This window comes from Pseudoflavonifractor phocaeensis (assembly GCF_038439875.1).
Lineage (GTDB): Bacteria > Bacillota > Clostridia > Oscillospirales > Oscillospiraceae > Vermiculatibacterium.
In genome coordinates this window covers 59,372-82,625 of sequence record NZ_JBCDMT010000002.1, presented here as the reverse complement: position 1 = coordinate 82,625, position 23,254 = coordinate 59,372, and the positions used below count along the sequence as shown (strand labels likewise).

General features: G+C 61.1%; 25 protein-coding genes. 4 read left to right on the top strand and 21 right to left on the bottom strand.

The window, feature by feature from the left end; all coding sequences use genetic code 11:
• Positions 1-196: 196 nt before the first annotated feature.
• From AAEU42_RS03155 to AAEU42_RS03135, 5 genes are all read right to left on the bottom strand, one after another.
• Positions 197-334 (bottom strand): hypothetical protein, encoded by a 138-nt coding sequence (locus AAEU42_RS03155; RefSeq protein WP_342232077.1) that lies wholly within the window; start codon positions 332-334, stop codon positions 197-199.
• Positions 335-485: 151 nt separating this feature from the next.
• Positions 486-968: a SprT-like domain-containing protein gene (locus AAEU42_RS03150; RefSeq protein ID WP_342232076.1), complete on the bottom strand. Its 483-nt coding sequence runs from the start codon at positions 966-968 to the stop codon at positions 486-488.
• Complete coding sequence (locus AAEU42_RS03145; protein ID WP_342232075.1) at positions 955-1,203, bottom strand: putative Se/S carrier protein; 249 nt, start codon at positions 1,201-1,203, stop codon at positions 955-957. The genes AAEU42_RS03150 and AAEU42_RS03145 overlap by 14 nt, the downstream gene beginning before the upstream one ends.
• Positions 1,203-1,805: a sulfurtransferase-like selenium metabolism protein YedF gene (gene yedF / locus AAEU42_RS03140; protein WP_342232074.1), complete on the bottom strand. Its 603-nt coding sequence runs from the start codon at positions 1,803-1,805 to the stop codon at positions 1,203-1,205. The genes AAEU42_RS03145 and yedF overlap by 1 nt, the downstream gene beginning before the upstream one ends.
• 3 nt (positions 1,806-1,808) lie before the next feature.
• Positions 1,809-3,584, bottom strand: coding sequence for an ABC-F family ATP-binding cassette domain-containing protein (locus tag AAEU42_RS03135; RefSeq protein ID WP_342232073.1), 1,776 nt, complete (start codon positions 3,582-3,584; stop codon positions 1,809-1,811).
• A 256-nt stretch (positions 3,585-3,840) separates the two neighbouring features.
• Here AAEU42_RS03135 and AAEU42_RS03130 point away from each other — a divergent pair, with 256 nt between their 5' ends.
• Entirely contained in the window at positions 3,841-4,053 is a 213-nt protein-coding gene (locus AAEU42_RS03130; protein ID WP_342232072.1) for a cold-shock protein, read from the top strand.
• 182 nt (positions 4,054-4,235) lie between these two features.
• Complete coding sequence (locus AAEU42_RS03125) at positions 4,236-4,874, top strand: CatB-related O-acetyltransferase (protein WP_342232071.1); 639 nt, start codon at positions 4,236-4,238, stop codon at positions 4,872-4,874.
• 41 nt (positions 4,875-4,915) lie between these two features.
• Here AAEU42_RS03125 and AAEU42_RS03120 read toward each other — a convergent pair whose 3' ends face one another.
• The 6 genes from AAEU42_RS03120 to AAEU42_RS03095 all read right to left on the bottom strand — a co-directional run bounded on the left by AAEU42_RS03120 (position 4,916) and on the right by AAEU42_RS03095 (position 10,953).
• Positions 4,916-6,079, bottom strand: a complete 1,164-nt coding sequence (locus AAEU42_RS03120; protein ID WP_342232070.1) for a M20 family metallopeptidase — start codon at positions 6,077-6,079, stop codon at positions 4,916-4,918.
• Between the two features lie 82 nt (positions 6,080-6,161).
• Positions 6,162-6,686 (bottom strand): nucleoside recognition domain-containing protein, encoded by a 525-nt coding sequence (locus AAEU42_RS03115; protein ID WP_342232069.1) that lies wholly within the window; start codon positions 6,684-6,686, stop codon positions 6,162-6,164.
• A gap of 1 nt (position 6,687) precedes the next feature.
• Positions 6,688-7,338 carry a nucleoside recognition domain-containing protein gene (locus tag AAEU42_RS03110; RefSeq protein ID WP_342232068.1) on the bottom strand — a complete coding sequence of 217 codons (651 nt, stop codon included), beginning with the start codon at positions 7,336-7,338 and terminating at the stop codon, positions 6,688-6,690.
• Between the two features lie 40 nt (positions 7,339-7,378).
• Positions 7,379-8,539, bottom strand: coding sequence for a M20 family metallopeptidase (locus AAEU42_RS03105; RefSeq protein ID WP_342232067.1), 1,161 nt, complete (start codon positions 8,537-8,539; stop codon positions 7,379-7,381).
• A 49-nt stretch (positions 8,540-8,588) separates the two neighbouring features.
• Positions 8,589-9,755 carry a hypothetical protein gene (locus AAEU42_RS03100; protein ID WP_342232066.1) on the bottom strand — a complete coding sequence of 389 codons (1,167 nt, stop codon included), beginning with the start codon at positions 9,753-9,755 and terminating at the stop codon, positions 8,589-8,591.
• A gap of 283 nt (positions 9,756-10,038) precedes the next feature.
• Positions 10,039-10,953: a LysR family transcriptional regulator gene (locus AAEU42_RS03095; RefSeq protein WP_342232065.1), complete on the bottom strand. Its 915-nt coding sequence runs from the start codon at positions 10,951-10,953 to the stop codon at positions 10,039-10,041.
• A 523-nt stretch (positions 10,954-11,476) separates the two neighbouring features.
• Between AAEU42_RS03095 and AAEU42_RS03090 the strand changes: the two genes are divergently transcribed.
• A complete protein-coding gene (locus AAEU42_RS03090) occupies positions 11,477-11,692 on the top strand; it encodes a cold-shock protein (RefSeq protein ID WP_342232064.1) in 216 nt (71 codons plus the stop codon).
• A 273-nt stretch (positions 11,693-11,965) separates the two neighbouring features.
• Here AAEU42_RS03090 and AAEU42_RS03085 read toward each other — a convergent pair whose 3' ends face one another.
• The 5 genes from AAEU42_RS03085 to AAEU42_RS03065 form a co-directional block, all read right to left on the bottom strand.
• Complete coding sequence (locus AAEU42_RS03085) at positions 11,966-12,442, bottom strand: hypothetical protein (protein ID WP_342232063.1); 477 nt, start codon at positions 12,440-12,442, stop codon at positions 11,966-11,968.
• Positions 12,432-12,899: a pyridoxamine 5'-phosphate oxidase family protein gene (locus AAEU42_RS03080; RefSeq protein ID WP_342232062.1), complete on the bottom strand. Its 468-nt coding sequence runs from the start codon at positions 12,897-12,899 to the stop codon at positions 12,432-12,434. Before AAEU42_RS03080 ends, AAEU42_RS03085 begins: the two co-directional genes overlap by 11 nt.
• A 13-nt stretch (positions 12,900-12,912) precedes the next feature.
• Positions 12,913-13,185, bottom strand: coding sequence for a DUF3781 domain-containing protein (locus AAEU42_RS03075; protein WP_342232061.1), 273 nt, complete (start codon positions 13,183-13,185; stop codon positions 12,913-12,915).
• Positions 13,186-13,258: 73 nt separating this feature from the next.
• Positions 13,259-15,502, bottom strand: a complete 2,244-nt coding sequence (locus tag AAEU42_RS03070; RefSeq protein WP_342232060.1) for an ATP-binding cassette domain-containing protein — start codon at positions 15,500-15,502, stop codon at positions 13,259-13,261.
• Positions 15,503-15,605: 103 nt separating this feature from the next.
• Entirely contained in the window at positions 15,606-16,988 is a 1,383-nt protein-coding gene (locus AAEU42_RS03065) for an MATE family efflux transporter (protein ID WP_342232059.1), read from the bottom strand.
• A gap of 155 nt (positions 16,989-17,143) precedes the next feature.
• Here AAEU42_RS03065 and AAEU42_RS03060 point away from each other — a divergent pair, with 155 nt between their 5' ends.
• A complete protein-coding gene (locus AAEU42_RS03060; RefSeq protein ID WP_342232058.1) occupies positions 17,144-18,022 on the top strand; it encodes an AraC family transcriptional regulator in 879 nt (292 codons plus the stop codon).
• 69 nt (positions 18,023-18,091) lie between these two features.
• Here the strand turns inward: AAEU42_RS03060 and AAEU42_RS03055 are convergent, their stop codons facing one another.
• From AAEU42_RS03055 to AAEU42_RS03035, 5 genes are all read right to left on the bottom strand, one after another.
• Positions 18,092-18,763 (bottom strand): ABC transporter ATP-binding protein, encoded by a 672-nt coding sequence (locus AAEU42_RS03055; protein ID WP_342232057.1) that lies wholly within the window; start codon positions 18,761-18,763, stop codon positions 18,092-18,094.
• 12 nt (positions 18,764-18,775) lie between these two features.
• A complete protein-coding gene (locus AAEU42_RS03050; RefSeq protein WP_342232056.1) occupies positions 18,776-20,260 on the bottom strand; it encodes a hypothetical protein in 1,485 nt (494 codons plus the stop codon).
• 4 nt (positions 20,261-20,264) lie between these two features.
• Positions 20,265-21,026 (bottom strand): hypothetical protein, encoded by a 762-nt coding sequence (locus tag AAEU42_RS03045; protein WP_342232055.1) that lies wholly within the window; start codon positions 21,024-21,026, stop codon positions 20,265-20,267.
• A 150-nt stretch (positions 21,027-21,176) separates the two neighbouring features.
• Complete coding sequence (locus AAEU42_RS03040; RefSeq protein WP_342232054.1) at positions 21,177-22,469, bottom strand: sensor histidine kinase; 1,293 nt, start codon at positions 22,467-22,469, stop codon at positions 21,177-21,179.
• On the bottom strand, positions 22,466-23,191 hold the full coding sequence (locus AAEU42_RS03035) for a LytR/AlgR family response regulator transcription factor (protein ID WP_342232053.1): 726 nt from the start codon (positions 23,189-23,191) through the stop codon (positions 22,466-22,468). Before AAEU42_RS03035 ends, AAEU42_RS03040 begins: the two co-directional genes overlap by 4 nt.
• Positions 23,192-23,254: the final 63 nt, after the last annotated feature.

Here is a 23,254-nt window from a genome sequence, read left to right as displayed (position 1 = left end):
GTGATCCAGCATCAAATCCACTCACTTTTCTACGAAAAATACACACGAATTGTCCATAGGGGCAGTCTGCCCCTATGCCATTCATGCCCATAATTATGTCACTAGTTGACGTAAAAATCAAGTGTTAATCGTCATTTTCTGATCTTTTCTTCTCTATATCATTTTTATTTTATGTCTTTTGTCAAATTTATAAGAACTATTTTTTCTTAGAAACACTTCTTTCCACATCGTTTACACATCTTTTTCCACAATTTATTCTATTTTTATTTTTTTGTTCTCCGCCAAGGGTTTGCATCGGTATTCCTCCCCTTTTTCCCGTTTCCGTGATAAACATATTCTGTCAACCTGTTTTAGTGGGTTTCGTACGGAAAGCCCCATTATCTTGTGTCTTGTCACCATTTTGTTACCTTTTTGTTTCTTTTTTGTTGTATCAGTGTCACCAAAAGTTTACATAAAAACGCCCACAGGTTTCCCTGTGGGCGTTTTTACAGGATCCGTTCCAGCCTCCCGCCGCACCGGCATCGGTACCGCTCCGGGTGCCGGGTCAGCGGGGAGGCTCTCAGCCGTTTGAACTGGGCGCCGCAGGCGGTACAGCGCAGGATGTATTTGGGCGGCCGCTGTTCGGCCAGTCCCAGCTCCTCGTTGGTGGACGTGCGGGTGATATGGTACCCATAGGCGGCGTTCATCCGTCCGGCGTACTCCTTCCACCGCCTGCCGTGGTCCCGGCAGCCGGGGCAGGTGTGGAGCACCTCGTGGGCCAGGGTCTCCCGGCAGCTCTCCTCCAGCCCCTCCGCCACCCGCTGGGCCACCTCGATCCAATGCCGCCCGCCCCGGAGCTTGCAGCAGCCGAACCGGGTGGCCGCCCGGCGGTTCACCGCCACGTGGGGGTCGATCTCGGGGGAAATGGGGATCCCCAGGGCCTCCGCCTGGGCCATGACGGTCCGGAGCAGGGCGTCACAGTCGTTCACAGCGCAGCGCCTCCCCAGTGCCGGAGACGGCGTAATATCCCGCGTCGATCCCCGCGGCCTCCAGCGCCCCCCGGGCGCCCTCCCAGTCCTCCGGCGCCAGCCGGAGGGCGATGCCGCACCCGGCGCTCACCTGCCGGAGCACGGGCATGACCACCGCCGGGCAGACCTGCCTCAGCACCCGCTGGGCGGCAATGGCTCCGCTGGAGGAGGCAAAGGTCACATGGCACCAGTCCATCACAGGCTGATGACCTTTCCATAACGGCCCATCTCGGTGACGATGTCGTACATGTTGCTGACAAGCCCGGTTTTCAGCTGGTCTGTCAGGCCGTAGAAGTTCAGGCAGGTGCCGCACACCAGCACCCTCGTCCCCCGCTCCTGGAGGCTCCGCAAATGGTCCGCCACCTGTTCGTCCCGCGCGGGCAGCTTCACCCCGTCATTCATGAAGAGGACGGCGGCGGGGATGTCCTCCCCCTGGGCCAGGGTGTAAAAGTACATCCGCATCAGGTTGCCCCCCAGCTCCTGGTCCCCGGCGCCGATGATGTCCCGGCCCACGAACACCGCCCAGTCCCCCGCTTTTCCGGTCTCCCGGGCGGGGCTCTCCGGGGTGAGCGCCGCCGGGGCGGGGCCGTCTTTGGCGGTGAGGTCAAGGGTAAAGTCCCCCTCCCCGCCGGCCACGGCGGCGGTATAGCCCTGGCTGTCCGCCAGCCGCTTCAGGTTCTCTACGGCGGCGGCGTTGTCCACCCGGACGGAAAGGGCCTTCTCCCCCGCCTGCATGGCCTTTTTGGTCAGGATCACCGGCTGGGGACAGGCAAGGCCTCTGGCGTCGATCTCCTTCATCCTCTATTCCTCCTTCTGCGCCTCAATGCGCTCGTTCAGGTCGGTGAGGTACACCCACCGCTCCATCTTCTCCTCCAGCTCTCCCTGGGCCCGGGCCTCCTCGGCCTGGAGCCGTCCCAAGGCCACATAGTCGCTGGCCTGGGCCGCCTGCTGGGCCTGGAGCGCGGCGATCTTCTTCTCCAGGGCGGCAATGTCCCCCTCGATGGTCTCGAACTCCCGCTGTTCCTTGTAGCTGAATTTCAGCTTTTGGCTCCCCCTGGGCTTTTCCTTCCGCTCGGCGGCGGGGGCCTTGGGGGCCTTCTCCTTCCGGCTCTCCAGCCAGTCCGAGTAGCCGCCGGGGGTCTCGGTGACCTCCCCCTCCCCGTCCACCAGGAAGGTGCGGCGGCACATCTTATCCAGGAAATACCGGTCGTGGGACACCGCCGCCACCGCCCCGGGAAAGCCCTCCAAATAGTCCTCCAGCACCGTCAGCGTGTCGATGTCCAGATCGTTGGTGGGCTCGTCCAGCAGCAGCACGTTGGGGGCGGCGGCCAGGATGGACAGGAGAAAGAGCCGCCGCTTTTCCCCGCCGGAGAGCTTCCCGATGGGGGAATACTGCTGGTCGCCGGAGAACAGGAACTGCTCCAGCAGTTGTCCGGCGGTGAGGGTGCCCGAGGCCGTCTCGATGTAATTGCCCACGTCCTTCACATAATCGATGACCCGCTGCTCCGGGTCCATGGGCGGGTTTTCCTGAGAAAAGTAGCCGATCCTCACCGTCTCTCCCAGTTCCACCGCCCCGCTGTCCGGCCGCAGCCGCCCGGCCATCAGGTTCAGCAGGGTGGATTTTCCGCTGCCGTTGGAGCCGATGACCCCCACCCGGTCGTCCCGGAGGAGCATACAGGAGAAATCCCGAATCACCGTCCGCCCGGCGAAAGCCTTGGACACGTGGGAGAGCTCCACCGTCTTCTTCCCCAGGCGGCTGGAAAGGGCGGTGAGCTCCACCCGCCCCCTGGCCTCGGGGCCCTCCTGGTCCCGCAGGCTCTCGAAGCGTTCCAGCCGCTCCCGGCTCTTGGTGCCCCGGGCCTTGGCCCCCTGCATCACCCACTGGTACTCCCGGCGGAGGATGGACTGGCGCTTGCGCTCGCTGGCCTGGGCCATCTCCATGAGCTCCGCCTTCCGCTCCAGATAGGCGGCGTAATTGCCGGTATAAAAGGTGAGGCGGGCGTTTTCCACCTCCACCATCCGGTCCACCACCCGCTCCAGGAAATAGCGGTCGTGGGTGACCATTACAAGGGCCCCCTTCCAGCGCTTGAGGAAGTCCTCCAGCCACCCCACCATCTCCGCGTCCAGGTGGTTGGTGGGCTCATCCAGCAGCAGCACGTCGGCCGGCCGCACCAGCACGCTGGCCAGGGCCACCCGGCGCCGCTCCCCGCCGGAGAGGGTGCCCATCTTCCGCTCAAAATCGCTGAGGCCCAGCCGGGTGAGGACGGTCTTGGCCTCATGCCCCGCCACCTCCCGGGCGGCGGCGTCCAGCCCGGCGAAAACCTGTTCCAGCAAGGTGTTCTCCTCCCCGTAGGCCGGGGATTGGGGCAAATATTCCAGCCGCACGTTGGGATCGGGACGGACGGCGCCCCCCTCGGGCTCCTCCGCTCCCGCCAGGATCTTCAGCAGGGTGGACTTTCCCGCCCCGTTGGCGCCGATGACCCCCAGCTTCTCCCCCCGGTCCAGATAGAGGCTCACATCCTCCAAAAGCACCCGGGCCCCCAGGCTCCGGGTGATATGTTCCGCCGATAACAGCATGTTCCCTCTCTCCATCCATCGCAGTTTCCAGTTTCGTTCTATTATACACAAAATCCCCGCCGGAGAAAAGCCCATGGAGGAAATGCCGCCGGAGGCAAAAATTCCTCTTGACATTTGCCGCCCCCTTGGGCTATACTATCAGCGTATCTAAAATGTAAAAATTGATTGCCGCCTGTGTACGTCAGTTTCCATTTTGACATACGTAGGCGGCATTTATTTTTTGCTGCAGGATAACATCAAAAAGGAGGTACTGTATATGAATCACGGTACTGTCAAATGGTTTAACGACGAGAAGGGCTTTGGCTTCATCACCAACGACGACGGCAGCGGCGACGTGTTCGTCCACTTCTCCGCCATCCAGGGCACTGGCTTCAAGTCCCTGGCCGAGGGTCAGAAGGTGACCTACGACACCGAGCCCGATCCCAAGGACTCCAACAAGCTGCGCGCCATCAACGTGGTGGCCGACTGAGTCTGTCCGACCAACTGAACGCCCCGCCTGCTTTGCAGGCGGGGCGTTTTTGCTTTTTTATCCGCCGTATGCTATATTGGTCCTGCGGCCTCCGCCGCGGAAAAGAGGGGTGAGATATGAAACGCTGCATTGTGCTGTCTGGAGTCGTCCCGGAAAAATGACAGCTTGAAAAGGAGATCATTATGACGATTCCAAATCCAGACCTCATCTATCCCAGGACCGGCGACCCCCAGATCGTCTATCTGAAAAACGTGGTGGACGATCCTGGCATCGACGTCGGCGAATTTACGATATACAACGATTTTGTCCACGACCCCAGGGACTTTCCGCGCGGCAACGTCCTCTACCACTACCCCATCAACCACGACCGGCTGGTCATCGGCAAATTCTGCTCCATCGCCTGCGGCGCGAAGTTCCTGTTCAACAGCGCCAACCACACCCTGCGCTCCCTGTCCACCTATACCTTCCCCCTCTTCTACGAAGCGTGGGGCCAGACGCCCGACCCGGCCAGGGCTTGGGACAACAAGGGCGATATCATCATCGGAAACGACGTGTGGATCGGCTACGAGGCCGCGATCCTGGCGGGCGTCACCATCGGGGACGGGGCCGTCATCGGCACCCGGGCCCTGGTCACCCGGGACGTGCCGCCCTATACCATCGTGGGCGGCGTTCCCGCCCGGCCCATCCGAAAGCGCTTCTCCGAGGCGGATATCGAGGCCCTTCTCGCCCTCAAATGGTGGGACTGGCCCCCGGAGAAGCTCCGTCCGGCCCTGGAGGCCATCCAGTCCGGCGATCTGCCGGCGCTTTTGTCCATGGCATGACAGAGAAGGGCCGCAATCATTTGATTGCGGCCCTTTTTTGTTCAAACCTCCGCGATGCAGGCGGCGGCCAGCACCGTGCGCTGAAAAAGGGACTCCACTACGGCGTACTCCCGCTCGGTGTGGTTGAACTCCCCCCGGGCGCCCATGGCGCAGACGGTGGGCACCCCGGCGTTCACCGTGATGGCCGAGTCGGAGCCGCCCCCCACCTGGAAGGGGTGGACCTCCCCATAGCCGATCTCCCGGGCGGTGCGCTCCACCAGTTCATAGAGCCTCTGCCCCGCCCCGGTGTGCTCCATGGGGTCCAGCACGGCGTCCACCCGCATGGTCACGGAGGTGTCTGGAACAGCGGAGGGGGCGGCCACCACCCGGCGGCACTCCTCCAGCAGCTCCTCCTTGATGGCCATAGTGGGAAAACGGAGGGTGGCGTTGACCGTGCAGCTCCCCGGCACGGCGTTGGAGCTCTCTCCGCCGGAGATCAGGCCGCAGTTCACCAGCTTGCCCCGGCTCAGGTCGGTGAGCCCCTCCAGGGCAATGACCCGGTGGGCCATCTCCACAATGGCGGAGCGCCCCTTTTCCGGGGCGTTGCCCGAGTGGGCGGAGACTCCCTCCACCCGGAAGGTGACCATGGCCGCCCCCTTCCGGCCCACCACCAGGCCGTCGTCCAGATAGCCGGTCTCAAAGTTGAAGGCCGCGGCGCAGCCCTTTGCCTCCCCGGCCATGACGGCGGCGGCGTCCGACTTCCTGTGGGCGGTCTCCTCGTCCCCGGCGAAGAGGAACCGCACCGGCCGCCTGGCCCAGCCGGCGGCCTGGAGGGCCCTCACGGCGTAGAGGGCGATGACAAGTCCCGCTTTCATGTCCAGCACCCCGGGGCCGTGGGCGGTGCCGTCCGGGTCGATGCGGAAGGGGTTTTCCCGGACGGTCCCCGGGTGGAACACGGTGTCCATGTGGCCCAGGAGGAGGACGGGGGCCTCCCCGCTCCCATTGTCCCAGTCGGCCGCCAGGACGGCGGAGCCGTCCTCCATGGGCATGGGGCGGGTTCGAATCCCGGCGGCCTCCAGCTCGGCGCACAGGCGGCGGCAGACCGCCCCCACGCCCTCGGGCTGGTCAGGGCCGCTCTCGGTGTTCACCAGGTCCCGCCAGAGGTCCAGCATCTCCTGGCGGCGGCCCTCCACATAGGCCCGGACGGCCTCGATCTGTTTCAGCATAACGATCATCCTTTCCATTCAGACGGATATGGGGAACCCCCGGCGGCTTTTAGGGCCGCCGGGGGAGAGAGAGGTGGCAGACTTAGAAAATACCCATGACGGCCAGGATGCCCCGGGTGATGAGCATGGCGATGGCGGCGTCCACCAGGGGGATGGCCAGGAGCAGGGGGTGCCATTTCTTGTTGGAACCGGTGACCAGCACGATGCGGGCGTAGTGGCCGATGAGGGTGCCCATCAGGATACAGGCGGGCAGCAAAATGGTGGCCTGGGCCAGGGTCAGGGTGCCCTCGGCGTACATCATGGCGGCGGTGCCGCAGCCGGAGGCCTTGGCGAAGAAGGCGGAGATCAGCACGGCCACCGCCTCGCCGGGCAGGCCGAAGATGGCCATGACGGGGGTGAATACCGTGCCCAGGATGTCCATGAGGCCGGTGGCCTGGAGGACGTAAACCAGCACGTAGCCCAGGATCATGGCGGGGGCGATCTGCTTGATGCCGATGTCAAAGCCCTTGCCGCAGCCCTGAAGGAAACACTCGATAATGGACTTCTTGGGCTTGGCGGCGGGGGTATTCTGGGCGGCGGGCGCCGCGTTCATAGTGGTTTCAGCCATGTTATTTCCCCTCCTTGTGCTTTTTGCCGCTGACCTTCAATACGACGCGCACGATGTTGGCGCCGATGACCTTGCAGACGAACTGGATGACGATGATGGGCCCCAAAGCGATGGGCGAGATGGCCAGCAGGGGGGCGCCGCCGGTGATGGTGTTGTTGATGACGGCGCTGCCCGCGTACTGGTAGCTGGTAAAGATGGTCCGCTCCTCGTCGGTCATCTCCCCGTTGTCCACCAGCTCACGGGTCATGACGGCGGCCACGTCGGAGCCGGTGAAGGAGCTGATGAAGGCCACCCCGGCGGTGCCGGGGATCCCCATGAGGGGCTTGAGGATGGGGTTAAAGACGATGCTGGCGGCCTCAAAGGCGCCCAACTCCTGAAACACGTTCAAAAGCCCGCAGAAGAACATGACGGCGGGGATCAGGTTCAGCCCGGCCATAAAGCCGTCCTTGGCGCCGGAGCCCCCCTTGCCGATGAAGTTGGCCCCGGTATCCCCGATGACGCCGAACTTGCCGGAGAGGTTGGTGAAATCCAACACCTGAAGGGGACCTGTGCTGCGCTGGAAGATCCCGGAGAGGATGACCACCAGGAAGATGAGGGCGATCCAGTTTTTCACCGTCACCCTCGGTTTGGTCAGCAGAGTGTTTTCAGGCATGATGTACTTCCTCCTTTTTCATTTTCCTTCTCATTTACAGTCAAATCCTGGCCATGGCCGAGGCGGCCAGCTTGGCCCGGCTGAACAGGCTTTCCACGATGGCGTATTCCTTCTCAGTGTGGTTGAACTCCCCCTTGACCCCCATGCCGCAGACGGTGGGCACCCCCGCCACCACGGCGATGGAGGAATCGGACACGCCCCCCACCTCGAAGGGGTGGACGGGGCCGTAGCCGATGTCCCGGGCGGTCTCCTCCACCAGCTCGTAAAGCTTCTGGACCCCCTCGGTGTGCTCCATGGGATCCATGACCATTTCGATCTTCATGGTGGTCTTGGTGCCCTCCACGTACACGGTGTCGGCCACCGCCCGGCATCCCGCCATCAGCTCCTCCTTGATCTCCATGGTGGGGAACCGCAGCCCGCAGCGCAGGCTGCAGGCCCCGGCGATGGTGTTCTCCCCGATGCCCCCGGAGACCATGCCGCAGTTGATGAGCTTGCCTCTGGGGATGTCGTTCATGGCCTGGAGGGAGATGATCTTGTGGGCGGCCTCCTCCACGGCGGAGCGGCCCTTTTCCGGGGCGATGCCCGAGTGGGCGGCCACCCCCTCGACGGCAAAGGAAACGATGCTCCCCCCCTTGCGGCCCACCACGATCCCGTCATCGGGATAGCCGGTCTCGAAGTTGAATGCGGCGGCGCCCCCCCGGACCTCATCGGCCATGACCTGCTGGGCGTTGGAGCTCTGGTGGAGGGTCTCCTCGTCCCCGGCCAGGACAAATTTTACCGGCCGTTTGCAATAGCCGACGGCCTGGAGGGCCTTCACGGCGTAGAGGGCGATGACCACGCCCCCCTTCATGTCCAGCACCCCGGGGCCGTGGGCATTGCCGTTTTCATCCACCCGGAAGGGGTTCTCCTCCACCGCGCCGGGCTTGAAGACGGTGTCCATGTGGCCGATGAGGAGGACAGGGGCCTCCTTGCTGCCGTTGTCCCAGTCTGCCACCAGCACATCCCCCACTTTTTCCATGGGGATGACCCTGGTGGACATTCCGGCGGCCTCCATCTCCCGGCGCAGGAGGGCGTTCACCGCGTCCACGCCCTCCTTCTGGGCCGGGCCGCTCTCAGTGTTTACCAGGTCCCGCCACAGATCCAGCATCTCCTGGCGGTGGGCGTCCACGTAGTCCCGGACGATCTGATCCAGTTCTTTCATAAATTCCTCCAATTATGTATTATGTAAATTATATTGCATTATGGTAAACTTACAGCAGGTTCACCACCACCCCTGCCAGCAGGACCGACGAGATGGTGACCGTGACGAACCCGGCGGTGAGCATCTTGGGCAGCAGGTAGTTGGTCAGGGCGGTCTTTTCCTCCGGGGTGGTGCCGAAGGCCTCGGCCACCTCCTGGGGGATGAGCATGGTGGTGGGGAAGCCGAAGGTGCAGCTGATGCCCATGGACACCGCCAGCCCCAGGCCGATGTGCAACGCCTTGCTGCACGCCAGCCCCGCCAGGAACACGCCCACGGTCCCCAGGGCGGCGGTGAGCAGCAGGGGGACCAGCACGGCGGCCACGTCCGCGGGGGTGGTGTCCGCCAGGTTGGAGAAGATGACAATGGTGGAGATGAACGTGATAAGGGAGGACGCCTGGGATTTTTTCAAAATGTCCTTTTCCAGAAAGCCCAGGCCGCAGAAGAGGATGCCCATCAGCAGGGCCATGACGAAGAAGTGGACATAGTCATGGGTGAGCTTGGAGGCGAAGTAGGCGATCACCGCCACCACAGCCAGCTTGGCCAGGTACACCGAGGGCCGGGCGAAGGCGGCGGGCAGCTCCAGGGGCCGGCGGCGGACGCTCCCGGCGGGGAGCTCAGGCGCGTCGGCGTAAAGCGCCAGGTTATCCGGATCCTTGAGGAAGCTCTTAGCCTCCCGGCGCAGGAGGAGAGAGGCGATGGGGATGCCGATGAATTTCTGGGTCACGTAGAGGGCGATGCAGAAGGTGCTCAGGCTCTCCAGCCCCCGCTCCTTCAGCGCGGTGGTCATGATGAGGGTGGCCGCCGAGCCCCCGGCGAAGATGGGGGAGCCCGCCACCGCCAGCTCACGGCCCATAAGGGGCCCGCCCACCAGGATGATGAGGGCCACCGCCGCCGCCACGCACACGAAGCCGGTGACCACCACCTTCCACTGCCGCTTGAGTTCGGCAAAGTCGATGGTGGTGCCCAGGGAGACGATGAGCATCACGGCGATGATGTTGCCGATCTGGCTTACCCCGGCGTCCTTGAAGATGGTGGAGGGCAGGCCGGACCAGAAGGCGGCCAAGAGGACGACGGCCATTACCAGGGTGGTGGACAGCACGGCCTTGGTCTTTTGGGCGCACATCTCGCCCAGCGCGTAGGTGGCCAGCAGGATGGCCATAGCGACCACGGGTATCATAAGCAGGCCCCTTTCTCTTTGTTTTGTATCTTTAGCTTAGCAAACAATTTTGGTTTTGCCTAAGTTCAAAATTTCATATCACAGTTATAGCCTGGCCGAATAATGGAAAGCGCATAAAAAAAGCCCCTTTGTTTTGTGGGTTCCGCACAAAACAAAGGGGCCGGAGCCAGGGCCGAACAAGGGTCCGTCACGCCTCAGCCCCAAGGACATAGCCTTGTTTTCATCCTTTTTTAGAAAGCCGCGCAAAAGGAAAGGGACCGGCCTTCAGCCGGTCCCCTTCCTCCTAATCCAATGCTTTTTGGCACAGGTCGGTAAAAATATCGATGAACTCCACCGCCCCTGGAGAGAGAAGCTCCTTCTTCCGCCGGATCCAGCCGATGGAGATCTCCACGCCGCAGTTGCGGATGGGAATGGTCCGGATCCCCCGCAGGTCGTAGTCCCTGCGGCTGACGCCGGGGGTGAAGCGGAACACGTCGGTGGCCTGGATCATGTTGACGATGGCGGCGGAGTCGTTTGCGTGGACCACTTTCTTAAAGGACGTCAGTTTCACTCCGTCGATCTCCAGATAGAAGGTCAGATTGGAAAAATAGTCATCGTCCCGCCGGATGACCGGGTAGTCCAAAAGCTCCTCCATGGTCACCTCGGTCTGACCATAAAGGGGGCTCTTCGGCCCCACGTTCACGTACCAGGTGTCCTGGGCGATGGGGTTGAACTCCAGGTTTTTATAGCCGATGGTGTGCCGGAACTCCTTGAACTGGGCGTTGTTGACCAGTACGATGCCGATCTCGGCGGCGGAGTTGGCCACCGAGTCCACCACCTCCCCCAGCCGGGCCTCGGTGAGCCGCAGTGCGATCCCCGTCCCCTGCCGCCGGCGGTAGAACTCCGCCAGGGCCCTGGATACGGTGAGCACGGGGTAGGAGCACACCGACAGCACCTTGGGGGCGTCGGCGGAGGAGATCCCCTCGATGAGTTCCATCTGGTTGAGGATGGTGCGGACATATTGATAGAGGGCCTTCCCGTCCTCCGTGAGGGAGACCCCCTTGTTGTTCCGGTCGAAGATCCGGATGTTCAGCTCGCTCTCCAGGTTGATGATGGCCTTGCTCAAACTGGGCTGGGACACGAACAGGGCCTCGGCGGCCTTATTGATGCTCCCCCGCTCGGCCACCTCCGCAAAGTAGAAAAGCTGCTGCAGCTGCATGGCGCACACCTCTTTTTTCTTACGGTATCACGTCCCGCGCCACTCTGTCAAGGCTTTCCGCCCCGCCGGGAGCGCTGTCGAAAGCCGAACCCTGATTTTCAGAAACAGAAAAATGGACCCGCCCGAAGGCAGGTCCATTTTTCTTGAGAGAGATGAAAAAAGAGAAAAGGAAATGAGAAAGAGAAAGGTTGGAAGCAGCTCCGGAGTGTCCCTTCTCCGTTGCTGTGACTATAAGATACCACCGGACCGGCGGGAATGGTTGGACAGACTTTGAATGATCTGTGAAGGATTTGTGAATTGGGAAAAATCCCTGCCCGGTATGCCTCAATCGCCATTGATCCCACAATATTTTTTCCATCTCAAAAATAAAGCTTGCTATTTTCAGAAATCTCGGGTATACTAAGTAAGTATTCTAAATGCTCGAATTGATTGTCACTGGATGTAAGTCAATTTCCATTTTGACTTATCGCCGGTGGCTTTTTTATTTGCACTTTGAATAACAATTTTTAGGAGGTACTTGTTTATGCATAACGGTACTGTCAAATGGTTCAACGAGGAAAAGGGCTTTGGGTTCATCTCCAACAACGACGGCAGCGGCGACGTGTTCGTCCACTTCTCCGCCATCCAGTCCGACGGGTTCCGCACCCTGGCCGAGGGCCAGGCGGTTTCCTACGACACCGAGGCCGATCCCAAGGACCGCAACAAGCAGCGGGCCATCAACGTCCGCGTCGCCGCCTGAGGCTGACCTTTCAAGAAAGCCGCCCCTTCACCGGGGCGGCTTTCTTTTTGCCCAAGTCCCATCTGCCGGCCGGCCGCCCATGGCCCTGAGCCGCATCCTGCCAAATCATAAACTCCGATATCACAAAATCTGTTCCCCGCCAATATGATTTCCCCGAAAATCCCGGATACCCGCCCAACGGGCGGCCGGCAAATGATATTCTTTTATTCTCTGGGGCTCCACGCCACGGATTTCATATCCCCATACGGAATTCCCGCCGTAGCTGCGCGCGTCTTAAACAGCCGCCTCAGCCTCATGTAACAGCAGCGATTTTATAAACGGCCTGCTTTCCTCATCGAGCAAAAACAGGAACGCATTGTTGCGGCATCTCTGCAGCCGTTCGCCCTTCAAAATGAAGTCATAGCCCATGGAGCACTTCTGATTGCAGGCGGCCGGATCCACCAGGCGCTTGCAGACCGGCGCTTCCTGGACGGAGCGCGCCATCCCATCGGGCATCTCCTCCAAAAGCTCCATATACTGTGCGATATGGCCCGCGTAGATCCGGGCGAGAAGCCCCTTTTTGCGGAACACATAATTGGCGATCGTCTTTTTGTTCAGGATGTAGGACACCACATAGCCGCTCTTGGCGGGCTTCACTTCCGTCTTACAGCCCAGCTTCGTCAGCTCGTCATGCAGATCGCTCACAAACTCCCGGTTCTCCCCATCGACGCACGCCAAAAAATCCTGGAACGTATCTTTTTCACGCATCATTTTTGTTCTCCCTGACAGATTCGGTTCGTCCGTCCCCGCCCACTTCAAAGGATTCGGAATGGAAATTCGCGTAATAGCGGCCGCTCTCCGCGACAAATTTGAGGACGCAGTAATCCGGGTCGGTGACCCCGCCGGGATAATACATGGTGTCGCCCTCCCGCCAGATCATCTCCTTGCTGGCGGCATCCTCCAGCACTTCCATACGGCCGACCAGCATCACGCCCCGGAAGAACCGCCTGTCGCAAAAGTAAATGCTGGCGTTTGGATTTTTCCTGTATTGCGCCACCCGCATGGAAGAGGTATTCGTGGTAAAATAAAATTCCCGTATCCCCACCCGCTTGCGGGGCGGCAGCATGGCTTTCATGTTGGGAAAGCCATCTTCTGAAATAGACGCGACAAAGGAGACTCCTTGCTTGTCGATCAAATTCCCAATCGTTTTTTCAGCGTCGCGCATCATGTACTCATCCTCCTTATCTTGGCATGTCGGCTTTCTTTTGTTTCTTTTCCCTGTGAGCTGTAATAATGGTAAAGCTCTGCGCGTTGACTGTTATGATACAGCCCTCCGTTGTAACATACCAGTTTTTCCCGTCTTTTCTGATTGCGGCATCGGGAGATTTCATTTTCATTCTGCACCAACCCACCACATCATCGGTATCCAAAGCGAAATTTCTTTTTATTCGCAAGGCGCCTAATTCAGTTGTGTGAAGTTGGTCCAGATGCATCCGCAATTCATCGTTTCCCAATAGCCTTAACCCCTCTTCCTTTCCACAGAATCATCTTTGCCCTTAATATGTATCAACAAGATATATCAACCTTTTACCCCGAACAGGCCGCCCGCAGACTGTCCGCCGTCAGTGTTTTCGCGCTTCTCAGCATCTCCATCGGCGTGCCGGTGAACACTACCTCGCCGCCCTTGTCTCCGCCGTCGGGGCCGATGTCGATGATCCAGTCCGCCTGCTTCATGACCTCCAGGTTGTGCTCGATCACCACCAGTGTGTTCCCCCGGGACACGATGAAGTCGAACAGCTTGAGCAGATTTTGAATGTCGGACAGGTGCAGACCGGTGGTGGGCTCGTCCATCACGATGATGCCGCCCTTTTTCCCCAGGTTCTTCGCCAGCTTGACGCGCTGGCGCTCGCCGCCGGAGAGGGTGCCGAGGGGCTCTCCCAGCGTCAGATAGCCCAGGCCCACCTGCTCCATCCCCTTCAGGCGCTTGCGGATCTTGGCGTCCTCGAACACCTCCAGCGCTTGGGAAGCGGTCAGGCTCAGCAGTTCCACAATATTTTTACCCTTGTAAGTGCAGGCAAGGGCCTCCCTATTATACCGCACGCCGCCGCAGGCCTCGCACTCGGTCACGATGGGGTCCATGAAGGCAAGCTCCGTAACGATGACGCCCTTGCCGCCGCACACCGGGCAGGCCCCGGCGGAGTTGAAGCTGAACAGGCCTTCCGGCTTGCCGCTCTCCCGCGCCAGGAGCTTGCGCATCTCATCAAAAAAGCCCAAGTAGGAAGCGGGGGTGGAGCGGTTGGTGGCCGTAATGGGGCCCTGGTCAATTATCACGACGTCGCTTTCATACTGTTTGGCAAACACCTGGGAAATCAGGGTACTCTTGCCCGAGCCGGCCACGCCGGTCACCACGGTCATGATACCAAGGGGAATGTCCACATCCACGTGCTTCAGGTTGTGGAGGCAGGCGTCCCGAACCGGCAGGCTGCCCGCCGCCCGGCGGACCGCCTCTTTGATGGGCAAAACCTGCCGCATGGCCCACCCCGTCAGGGTGTCGGCCTCAAGCAGCTCCGGGTAGCTGCCCGCAAACACGATTTCCCCGCCGTTCTGCCCGGCCCCCGGCCCCACGTCGATCACGTGGTCGGCGATGGAGATGACGTCCTTGTCGTGCTCCACCACCAGGACGGTATTGCCCTTGTCCCGAAGCTGGCGAAGCAAATCGTTCATGCGGTAGACGTCCCGGGGGTGCATCCCGGCGCTGGGCTCGTCGAAGATATAGGTCATGCCGGTCAGGCTGCTGCCCATGTACCGCACCAGCTTGAGCCGCTGTGCCTCCCCGCCGGAGAGGGAGGGCGTCTCCCGGTTCAGATGCAGATAGGGCAGGCCGATCTCGATCATTCGGTCCAAGCTCTCAATCAGAGTATACACCAAAACGTCCACCGTTGGATTGTATATTTGCGACAAGACCTCCCGGAGCCGGGTCAATTCCATGCCGCACAGGTCCGCGATGGAATAGCCGTTTATCTTACAGCTGAGGGCGGCCTCGTTCAGCCGCTTCCCGTGGCAGTCGGTGCACTCCATCTCGGCAACCAGGCTTTGGGACTTCTCCTGGGTGTGTCTGCTTTTTTGGCTGATGTCCCGGTTCAAAAGCGTCTTGGTGTACTTGTGGTACAGCCCGGTCACCTTCGGGTGCTCCGGCTCGCCCTTGCCGTCCCGGGAGCCGTAGAGCAGAAGGTTGTATTCCTCTTCGGAATACGCCCGGATGGGCTTGTCCAGGTCGAACAGGCCGGACTGGGCGTACTGCTTCCAGTACCAGGACCCGGGCCGGTAGAGGGAATCCTTGACGCAGCCCTCGTTCCAGGATTTATCCAGGTCCAGAATCGCCTCCACGTCAACTTTGGTGATCTTCCCCAGGCCGGAGCAGGTCTTGCACATGCCGTTGGGGTCGTTGAAGGAAAAGTAGGAGGCCGTGCCCACATAGGGCTTCCCGACGCGGGAAAACAGGAGCCGCAGGCTGGCGTACAGCCCGCTGATGGTCCCCACGGTTGAGCGGGCGTTCCCGCCCAGAGGGGACTGGTCCACTACCACGGAGGCCGTCAGGTTGTCGATGCGCTCCACCGCCGGCTTGGGGTACTTGGGCAGTCTGGAGCGCACGTAGGCCGGGTAGGTGGCGTTCATCTGCCGCTGGGACTCGGCGGCGATGGTGTCAAAGACGATGCTGGACTTCCCGGAGCCGGACACGCCGGTAAACACCGTGATTTTTTCCTTTGGGACCCGGAACGTGACGTGCTTCAAATTGTTCTGGGTCAGCCCATGCACAAGAATATCCGCCATCTGGTTACACCTCTTCATATTTTATTAGTATATCCTGGCGCAACACCCCAGGTCTTGTATGATATTTTGCCGTTTCCCCCACTCGGGAAGTCGCGCGCCGCAGTCAGCATTTCCCAAATGCCCTGCGCCTATCGCGCCACAGCAGCACCGCCACGACCAGCGCGGTCAGATAATCCGCCGTGGGGCTCGCGTACAAAATGCCGTCCATGCCCCAAACCCGGGAGAACATATGGATGAGGGGAATCATCAGCAGAAGCGGGCGGAGGACGGAGAGCAGCAGGGCCTTGACCGCCTGCCCCGTCGCCAGATAATACTGAGCGGTCACGACCTGAAACCCCGCCACGGGCATCCCCAGCAGGAAGACCCGCATACACCGGACCCCAAATTCCAGATACGCCGGGCTATCCACCCCAAACAGCCCCAGAATCCGCGCTGGGAACAGGACACAGCCCAGCCACCCAAGGACGGAAACGGCGGAGGCCGCGCCCAGCGCTCTCCGAACGGTCTCCTTTACCCGGTGGTCCAAGCCGGCCCCCTGGTTGAATCCGATGATGGGCTGGATGCCGACCCCAATCCCCACGCAGATAGAGACGACGATGGTGCTGATTCGGAGCACGATGCCAACCGCGCTAAGCGCCGCCTCTCCGCTGACCGCCCCGGCCCCAAAACGCACCACCGCCTTGTTCAGCTCGATTTGCAGGATCGCCGCCGCGATTTGGATCATACAGGCCGGAAGGCCGAACATGACCACCTGCCCGCAGACCGGGAGGGCGGGGCGGAGATATTTCCTCCTTAAGCGGATGCGCCCCTTTTTCAGGAAATAAACCAGCAGAATCCCGGCGGACAAGACCTGCGAGGTCACGGTGGCGATGGCCGCGCCCTTAACGCCCCAGCCCAAAACGAAGAGATAGATGGGGTCGAGGATGAGGTTCAAAATCGCCCCCGCCAGAAAACAGCCCATGGCCAGCACGGGGCTGCCGTCCGCTCTGGCGATGCTGGACAGCGCGACCGCGGCAATGCTGAAGGGGGCGCCCAGCAAAATGATGGGGGCATAGTCCAGCACATAGGGCAGGGAACCCCCCGCGCCCTCCGTCGCCCCAAAGGCCAGCGCCAACGGCCTCAAAAAGGCAAGGCAGACCACGGTGAACAAAATCCCTACGACCACGGACAGCGTAAACACGGCCCCCAGGGTCTTTTCCGCCTCCTCCCGCCTGCCCGCGCCCATGCTCATGGCGGTATAGACGCTGCCGCCGATTCCCAGCAGGGTGGCGACGGACAACAGGATGGTGACGAAGGGAAACGTCACCGTGGTGGCGGCGATGCCCAGGTAACCGACCCCCTGCCCGATAAAGATTTGGTCCACCACGTTATACAGGGCGTCCACCAGCATGGACAGGACGGACGGCACTGCGAATTGCACCAGCAGCCTGCCGACCGGCGCGGCCGCAAGCGGGTTTAGCCCCTCCGCTTTGATTGGTTCTTCCATTTCTCTTCTCTCCTTAGCTGTTTCGGTTTTCGTCATTCCGTCTCCAGCCTATCAAAGGGAAGAATTTTAATCCTGATGCTTTTTGCGGCATTTTTTAGCTCTGGCGGGCGGTCATGCGGTATGGTATCATAAAAGAGGTGGAGGGAGGTGCCGTTTTGAACCAAATATCCCCTTTGGAACGGGCCATCGAATATATCGAGCATCACCTGAATGAAAACATCGGCTTGAGCGACGTGTCGAGGGAGACCGGCTATTCCTACTACCACATGACGCGGCTGTTTTCCTCCGTTTTGGGGGAATCCGTCGGCCGCTACATCAACCGGCGCAGGCTGTACAATGCCTCGGAAAAGCTCATCCACTCCAACCAGCGGGTCATCGACATCGCCCTCGACTGCGGGTTTCAATCGCCGGAGGCGTTCAGCCGGGCGTTCAAGGCCGCCTTTGGCAGCAGCCCGGTGGAATACCGAAGGGCGGGGCTCGACCTGGTGGTGAACGCCAAGAGGGAGCTGCTGCCCGAAGACGTGGCCCATATCGCGGCCAACATCTCCCGCTCGCCCGAGTTTGTCACGCGGGAGGAGACGAGGATAGCCGGCCTCCGGGGCACGACCTCCCTTTCCGATAACCGGCTCCCCGCACTGTGGGAGGAATTCCTGCGTCTCCATAAAGGCCTGAAAGACCTGTTTCCGCCCCCCGGCGCGGGATACGGTATCTGTGAAACACAGCAGACCACCTATACCAAAGACGGCGACATACTCTTCGCCGTCATGGTGGGCAGCCCCGTGGACGATTTCGACCATCTCCCGCCCGCCTTGTCCTTGGAGCAAAAAGTCCTGCGGGCGGGAAGGTACGCGGTTTTCACCCACCGGGGGACCTTCGCGAACCTGGTCAAAACCTATCAATACATTTTCGGCACGTGGCTGCCAACCGCGGGCGTGGAGCTGGACGACCGCGAGGACTTTGAAGTCTATGAGCGAGAGGTGCTCTCCTTCGACGACCCAAGCAACGAGGTCAAGATTTTTATCCCAATCAAATAAGGACGGGACCCCGCTGGCGGGGTCCCGTCCTTTTTCAATCCCGCGGTCCCGGAGCGGCACAGCCGCCGCTCACCCCCGGAACCGCTTCTTCATTTCCTCCCCGGACAGAACCCCCAGCTCACCCTCTTCTATGGCATAGATGTGGGTGCACAGCGTTTCCAAATCGTCATAGTTGTGGGACGTCATGAGAATCGTCCGCCCCTCCGCCTGGAGGACGCGGATGATCTCCTTTGTATCGTTGTAGGTCTTGTAGTCCAGGGCGTTGAACGGCTCGTCCAGAATCAGGATATCCTGGTGCTCCATGATGGCCTGCGCGATGCCCAGCTTCTGCTTCATCCCCAGGGAGTAATGCTCCACCTTGGTCTTGTCCTCCGGGTCAAGCCCCACCTTCTGCATGGCGGCACGGATTTCCTTCTCCCCGACCACGCCGCGGATCCCGGCCAGGTACCGCAAATTCTGCAGGCCCGTATTGAGCCCGATAAAGCCGGGGGCGTTGATCAGCACCCCCACGTTCTCGGGAAAATCCCGGCCCTTGCCCAGGGCATGCCCCCTCACACAGACCTCCCCGCTGTCCGGGACCAGAAAGCCGCAGATGAGGTTGAACAGGACCGATTTTCCGCTCCCGTTGGTTCCGACGATGCCCACGGTGCTCCCCTTTTCAATGTCCAGGGAAACATTGGCCAGAACGCGCCGCCCGGAAAAGCTCTTACTGACGTTACGCAATGAAATGATGGGTTCCATAGGTGTTCCTCCTTAATGATTGAACAGCCGCCTGACGCCCCGGCGGTAAAGCCAGAGAACCAGAAGCAGGGACAGGGCCGCCAGCAGCGCGGCGGCGGACGCGGCCGGCACGGTTCCGCCCGTCTGGGGAAGGTCCAGCCGCGCCAGGCTGGAAAGTCCCACCGGGAGCCACGGGATGGGCAGCACGCAAAGAAAATGCAGCAGCAGGGCGGCCGCAAATCCAGCCGTCGCCTGCCCCGTCACGCAGAGGGCGGACAGGATCAGCAGAAATTGAAACGCGGCATCCAAAAGTTTCAGCCCCACCGCCGCCGCGGCCAAGCCCCAATCCAGGGACAGGTCCAGCAGCAGGGGCGGCACGACGGCCGCGAGCGCCAGCAGGCCGCCGTACAGCAGGAGCCAGAGAAGCCCGGTATAAAGGAGCGCCCCCAGCAGCTCTGTCCGCCGCCGCAGACGGACCGTCAGAAAAACGGAGCGTTCCCCGGCCGCCTGGGTGCAGAATCCCCCCAGCGGCCACAGGGGGAGCAGCTCGATGGTCAGCAGGGTCAGCAGACCCATGGGGTAGAAATACCCGGTGCCGTGTCCCGCGAACAGGCGGACCAGCCAGTCCGTGCCATCCTCCGGCGGGCCTCCGGCAATCCAGGTCCATGCCGTCACAAGGGCAATCAAGCCAATCAGTACCAGACCGTTTTTCCCGGTAAACAGGACCCGGCGGTAATAGGACGCCAGCCCATGCCTGCCCCGCCCGGAAACATTGGGCCGCCACCGCCATCTCCGGGTGACGAGCCACACCATCCCGGCCGCCAGCACCGCCGTGGTCACGGCGGTCAGCGGCAGGCGCCAGGGCTGCGCCAGATTGTGGAGCAGAACGACCCAGTGGTTGATTCCGGTCAAAAACACAAGGGGCGGACGGGACATGACCGGCAGCTGGAGCCAGAGCACCGCGAACAAATAGAGCCCCACAAGCAGCTTGACTGCCAGGGACCGGCCGCAGAAGTGGCCCAGGCAGAGGGCCGTCAGAGCAATCAGCCAGTACCCCAGCAGCACTTGCCCGGCACAGCAGAGGATGGCGGCCCAGAGGGATGGGAAGTATCCCCGCAGCAGCGTGAATACCTCCCCCCACAGGCCGCCCGGCGCCTCCGGCCAGCCTCCTGCGATGGGAAGCCCCAGGCCGGAGAGCAGGACCGCCGCCATCTGCCCCAGCCAGAACAGGGCCGCGATGCCGGACAGCGCCCGCCATTTGTGGAAAAAGTACCGGCCATAGGTTCCATACCGCGTCAGCACCAAAAGCGTGTCGTCCTCCATCACGCCGGCGCAGAGAAACAGGAACACAGGCAGCACACCGAAAGTGAAATAATACTGGTCGTTCAGGACCGCCAGCAAATGAAGGGGAAGGGAGCCCTGCCCGTTCACCCGTTCCGTCAGTCCAAACAGAAGGGACAGCCCAAACAGCAGGAAGAACTTCCCCAGGCCGACCTTCTCCCACACGCGGCGCGCCATGGGTTCACACCTGGTAAATGGAGCGCTTCTTCCCTTTTTGAAAGAAGAAGGCCGCCAACCCCATCACAACACACATCAGCGCCGGCCCCGCGATAAATGACCCGGCGTGGACCGCCTCCGCGCTCATGCTGGTGGGCTCAAAGGCCGTCACAAACCGCAGGCCCGGCATCCCGAGGATGGCCCAAAAGAAGTTCTCCAGAATGACATAGATGAACGGCCCCGTCAGGATGACGAATATATTGCCGCCGTAAAGGGCCAGGACAAAGCCGAAGGTCATGGTCAGGACCCCCAGCAGCCCCTTCCACGCGGAGAGCGCCAGCGCGTAGAGGACCGGCGCTTTGGCGTACAAATCCAGGAAAACGTGGGAGTAGCCCACGGGGAGCGGCCAAAGCGCCTGCGGTGCCCTGACATACAGGGCAAACAGGGCGGAGACAAAATAAGGCACCATCATTATGAGAAAGGCGGATACCGCGCAGGCGCACCACTTTGTCACCAGATAGCGGCCCTTGCCGATTCGGGGCAGGGTGTAGGTCAGGAAACGGTCCCGCCGCTCGTAGTAAAGCTGCCAGCAAATCGGAATGGTGACAAACAGGGGGAACAAAAGGCTCAAAAACTCCGTGCCGATCTCCCAGGGGTCAAGCTCAAAGTGGAGGGTATACTCCCGATACAGGGTACAGGAGAGGATACAGGTCAGCAGCGTGAGGAGAACCGTCGTGACCAGCACCGGCTTGGCTATTTTCTTTCCTTCCAATATGAAGTTTCGCATGTCTGTTCTTCCTTTCGATGGGAATGAATCCGTCAACGTCTTCATATTAGCATCCCCCGCCGGAAAGACAAGGCAACGGGAACAAACAGGGGTTTTATGGGAACGAAACCCCTCGTCCCATAAAACCCCCGCTGTGTTGCGCTTCTATTTTCAGGGAACCAATACCCCGATGGTGATATAGGGGATACCATTCAACTGATCGTTGCCGGTCACGATTTTTCCCCCGTGCCGTTCCACGATCTGGCGGACATTGTACAGGCCGTAGCCATGGCCGGCCTCCCCCTTCGTGGACCAGCCCCGCCGGAACATCTGGATAAACTCCACATTGGACAACGGCCCGTGGGGGTTCCAAACGGAAAACCGCAGGCCCTCCCCTTCCTCCACCGCCCTGGCGTACACCACGTCCCCGGGGGAAGCGGCCTCCACGGCGTTGTCCAGCAAAATGGCGATCACCTCCACCCAGTCGGCCTCCGACAAGGCGCGGCGGAGAAACCCGCCCGCGACCGTCACCTCCACACGGACCCGCTTCAATTCCGCCTGCTTCACTTTTCCAAACAGCAGCCCGCCGATCACCTTGCTGTCGCACTTCAGCAATTCCTTGTCCGGGCCGTCCAGCCTGACATGCCGGAGCAGCGCCGTCACCGCCTCCTGGGCCTCCCGCAAATCGTGCGCGGTGGTAACCGCCGCCTCTACCGCCATCATCTGGTTGTTGAAGTCGTGCTGGCGCGCCCGCACCTGCTCGATCAGCTCTTCCACCAGAGGAAGATACTGCTCCAGCATCGCCGCTCTCCGCCGGTCCTGGAGGCGGTGCTGCCGCAGAAGCATGACGACGGCGTCGCAGACCGCCAGCAGTCCCACCGCCCCCACCGTCACCGGCAGCCGGTGGACCATGGCGGAGAGATCAAACCGAAACAGGAGGAGCAGCAGCAAAAGCACCAGCGCCGTATTGCCGCACACCATGCAAACGACAGTGTCCCCCTCCGTCAGCTTGTCCCGCAGCCACCGCAGCGCCCCCGTACCCCAGAGCGCCAGCCACAGGCCCAGGGACAGCGCCCGGCCCACATAGAGGTACCACACGGGCTCCCCCAGGCCGCACAGGGCCAGGAACAGCAGGCACAGCTCCCGCAGCAGGAGATACAGCGCGAAGGCGGCGGCCGTGCCGAAGAGGGTATGCCCCTCGCCCTTTCGAAACCACAGGCTGTTTAATAACAGCACGCCCAGAAAGAGGAACAGGACCCCGACGATATGGTCCACCGGCAGCACGGCATACGCCATTTCAGCGTCTTGGTCCCCCAGCCCCAGGCGGGCAAACAGGCAGACCCCGGCAAACAGCAGTGGGAGCAGCCCGTCCAGCTTCCCCCTTGCCCCGCCCAGCAATCCCAGGCAGGAGAGGGACAGGAGCAGCCCGTCCAGCACGCTCTGCAAAAAAACAGAAATCGTCATGGCCGTTCCCGCTCAAACACTGCTTTTTGATATTTCTCCCCAATCGGGATGGCCGTTTCGCACCCCTTCAGGTAAAGCAGGCGGTTTGCCTTGTCTATTTTACTGATGTGAGCCGGATTGACCAGAAAGCTCTTATGGCATTGCAGCAGACGGTTTTGCGGCGCCATGTCCAGCAGCTTTGCCAGGCTGTACCCGGAGATCTGGTCGGCCACCATCCTCCCGCCGTTTTGCGCCGTGTGGATCACGATCCTTTTCCCAAAAGACTCCATATAGAGAATCGTTCCAATCTCGTATTCAAACAAAAACTGCTTCTGCTCGATCCGCAGGATCTCCGGCGCCGCCAGCATCTGCTCCCCCATTGCAAGGGCCGCTCGAAAGGCCTTGTGAAATTCAGCCTCCGTGAACGGCTTCACCAAAAAATCGTAGCATTTGATTTCCCGGTAGGCGGACAGCTCCTCCCCGGCCAGCTCGGTGGTAAAAAGGATGGGGGTGAACCGGTATTCCGGCATGGCGCGCAGCTGCCTGGCCAGCTCGGTCCCCCGGTAATCCAAAAGCTGTATGTCCAAAATGATCAGGTCCACCTTGTGCTCCACCGCGTAGGAGAGCGCCTCGGCCGCCTTTGGAAACGCCGCGAACGTGTGATCCGGCGAGCTGTTTTCCACGTACCGGCGCATCAGCGCGACCGCGCCCGGCTCGTCCTCCACCAGTAAAATCAGTCCCATAAGTGGCCTTCCCTCCCATCTTTTTTTCATTATAAGATAAATCACCTTGGGACGCCAGACATA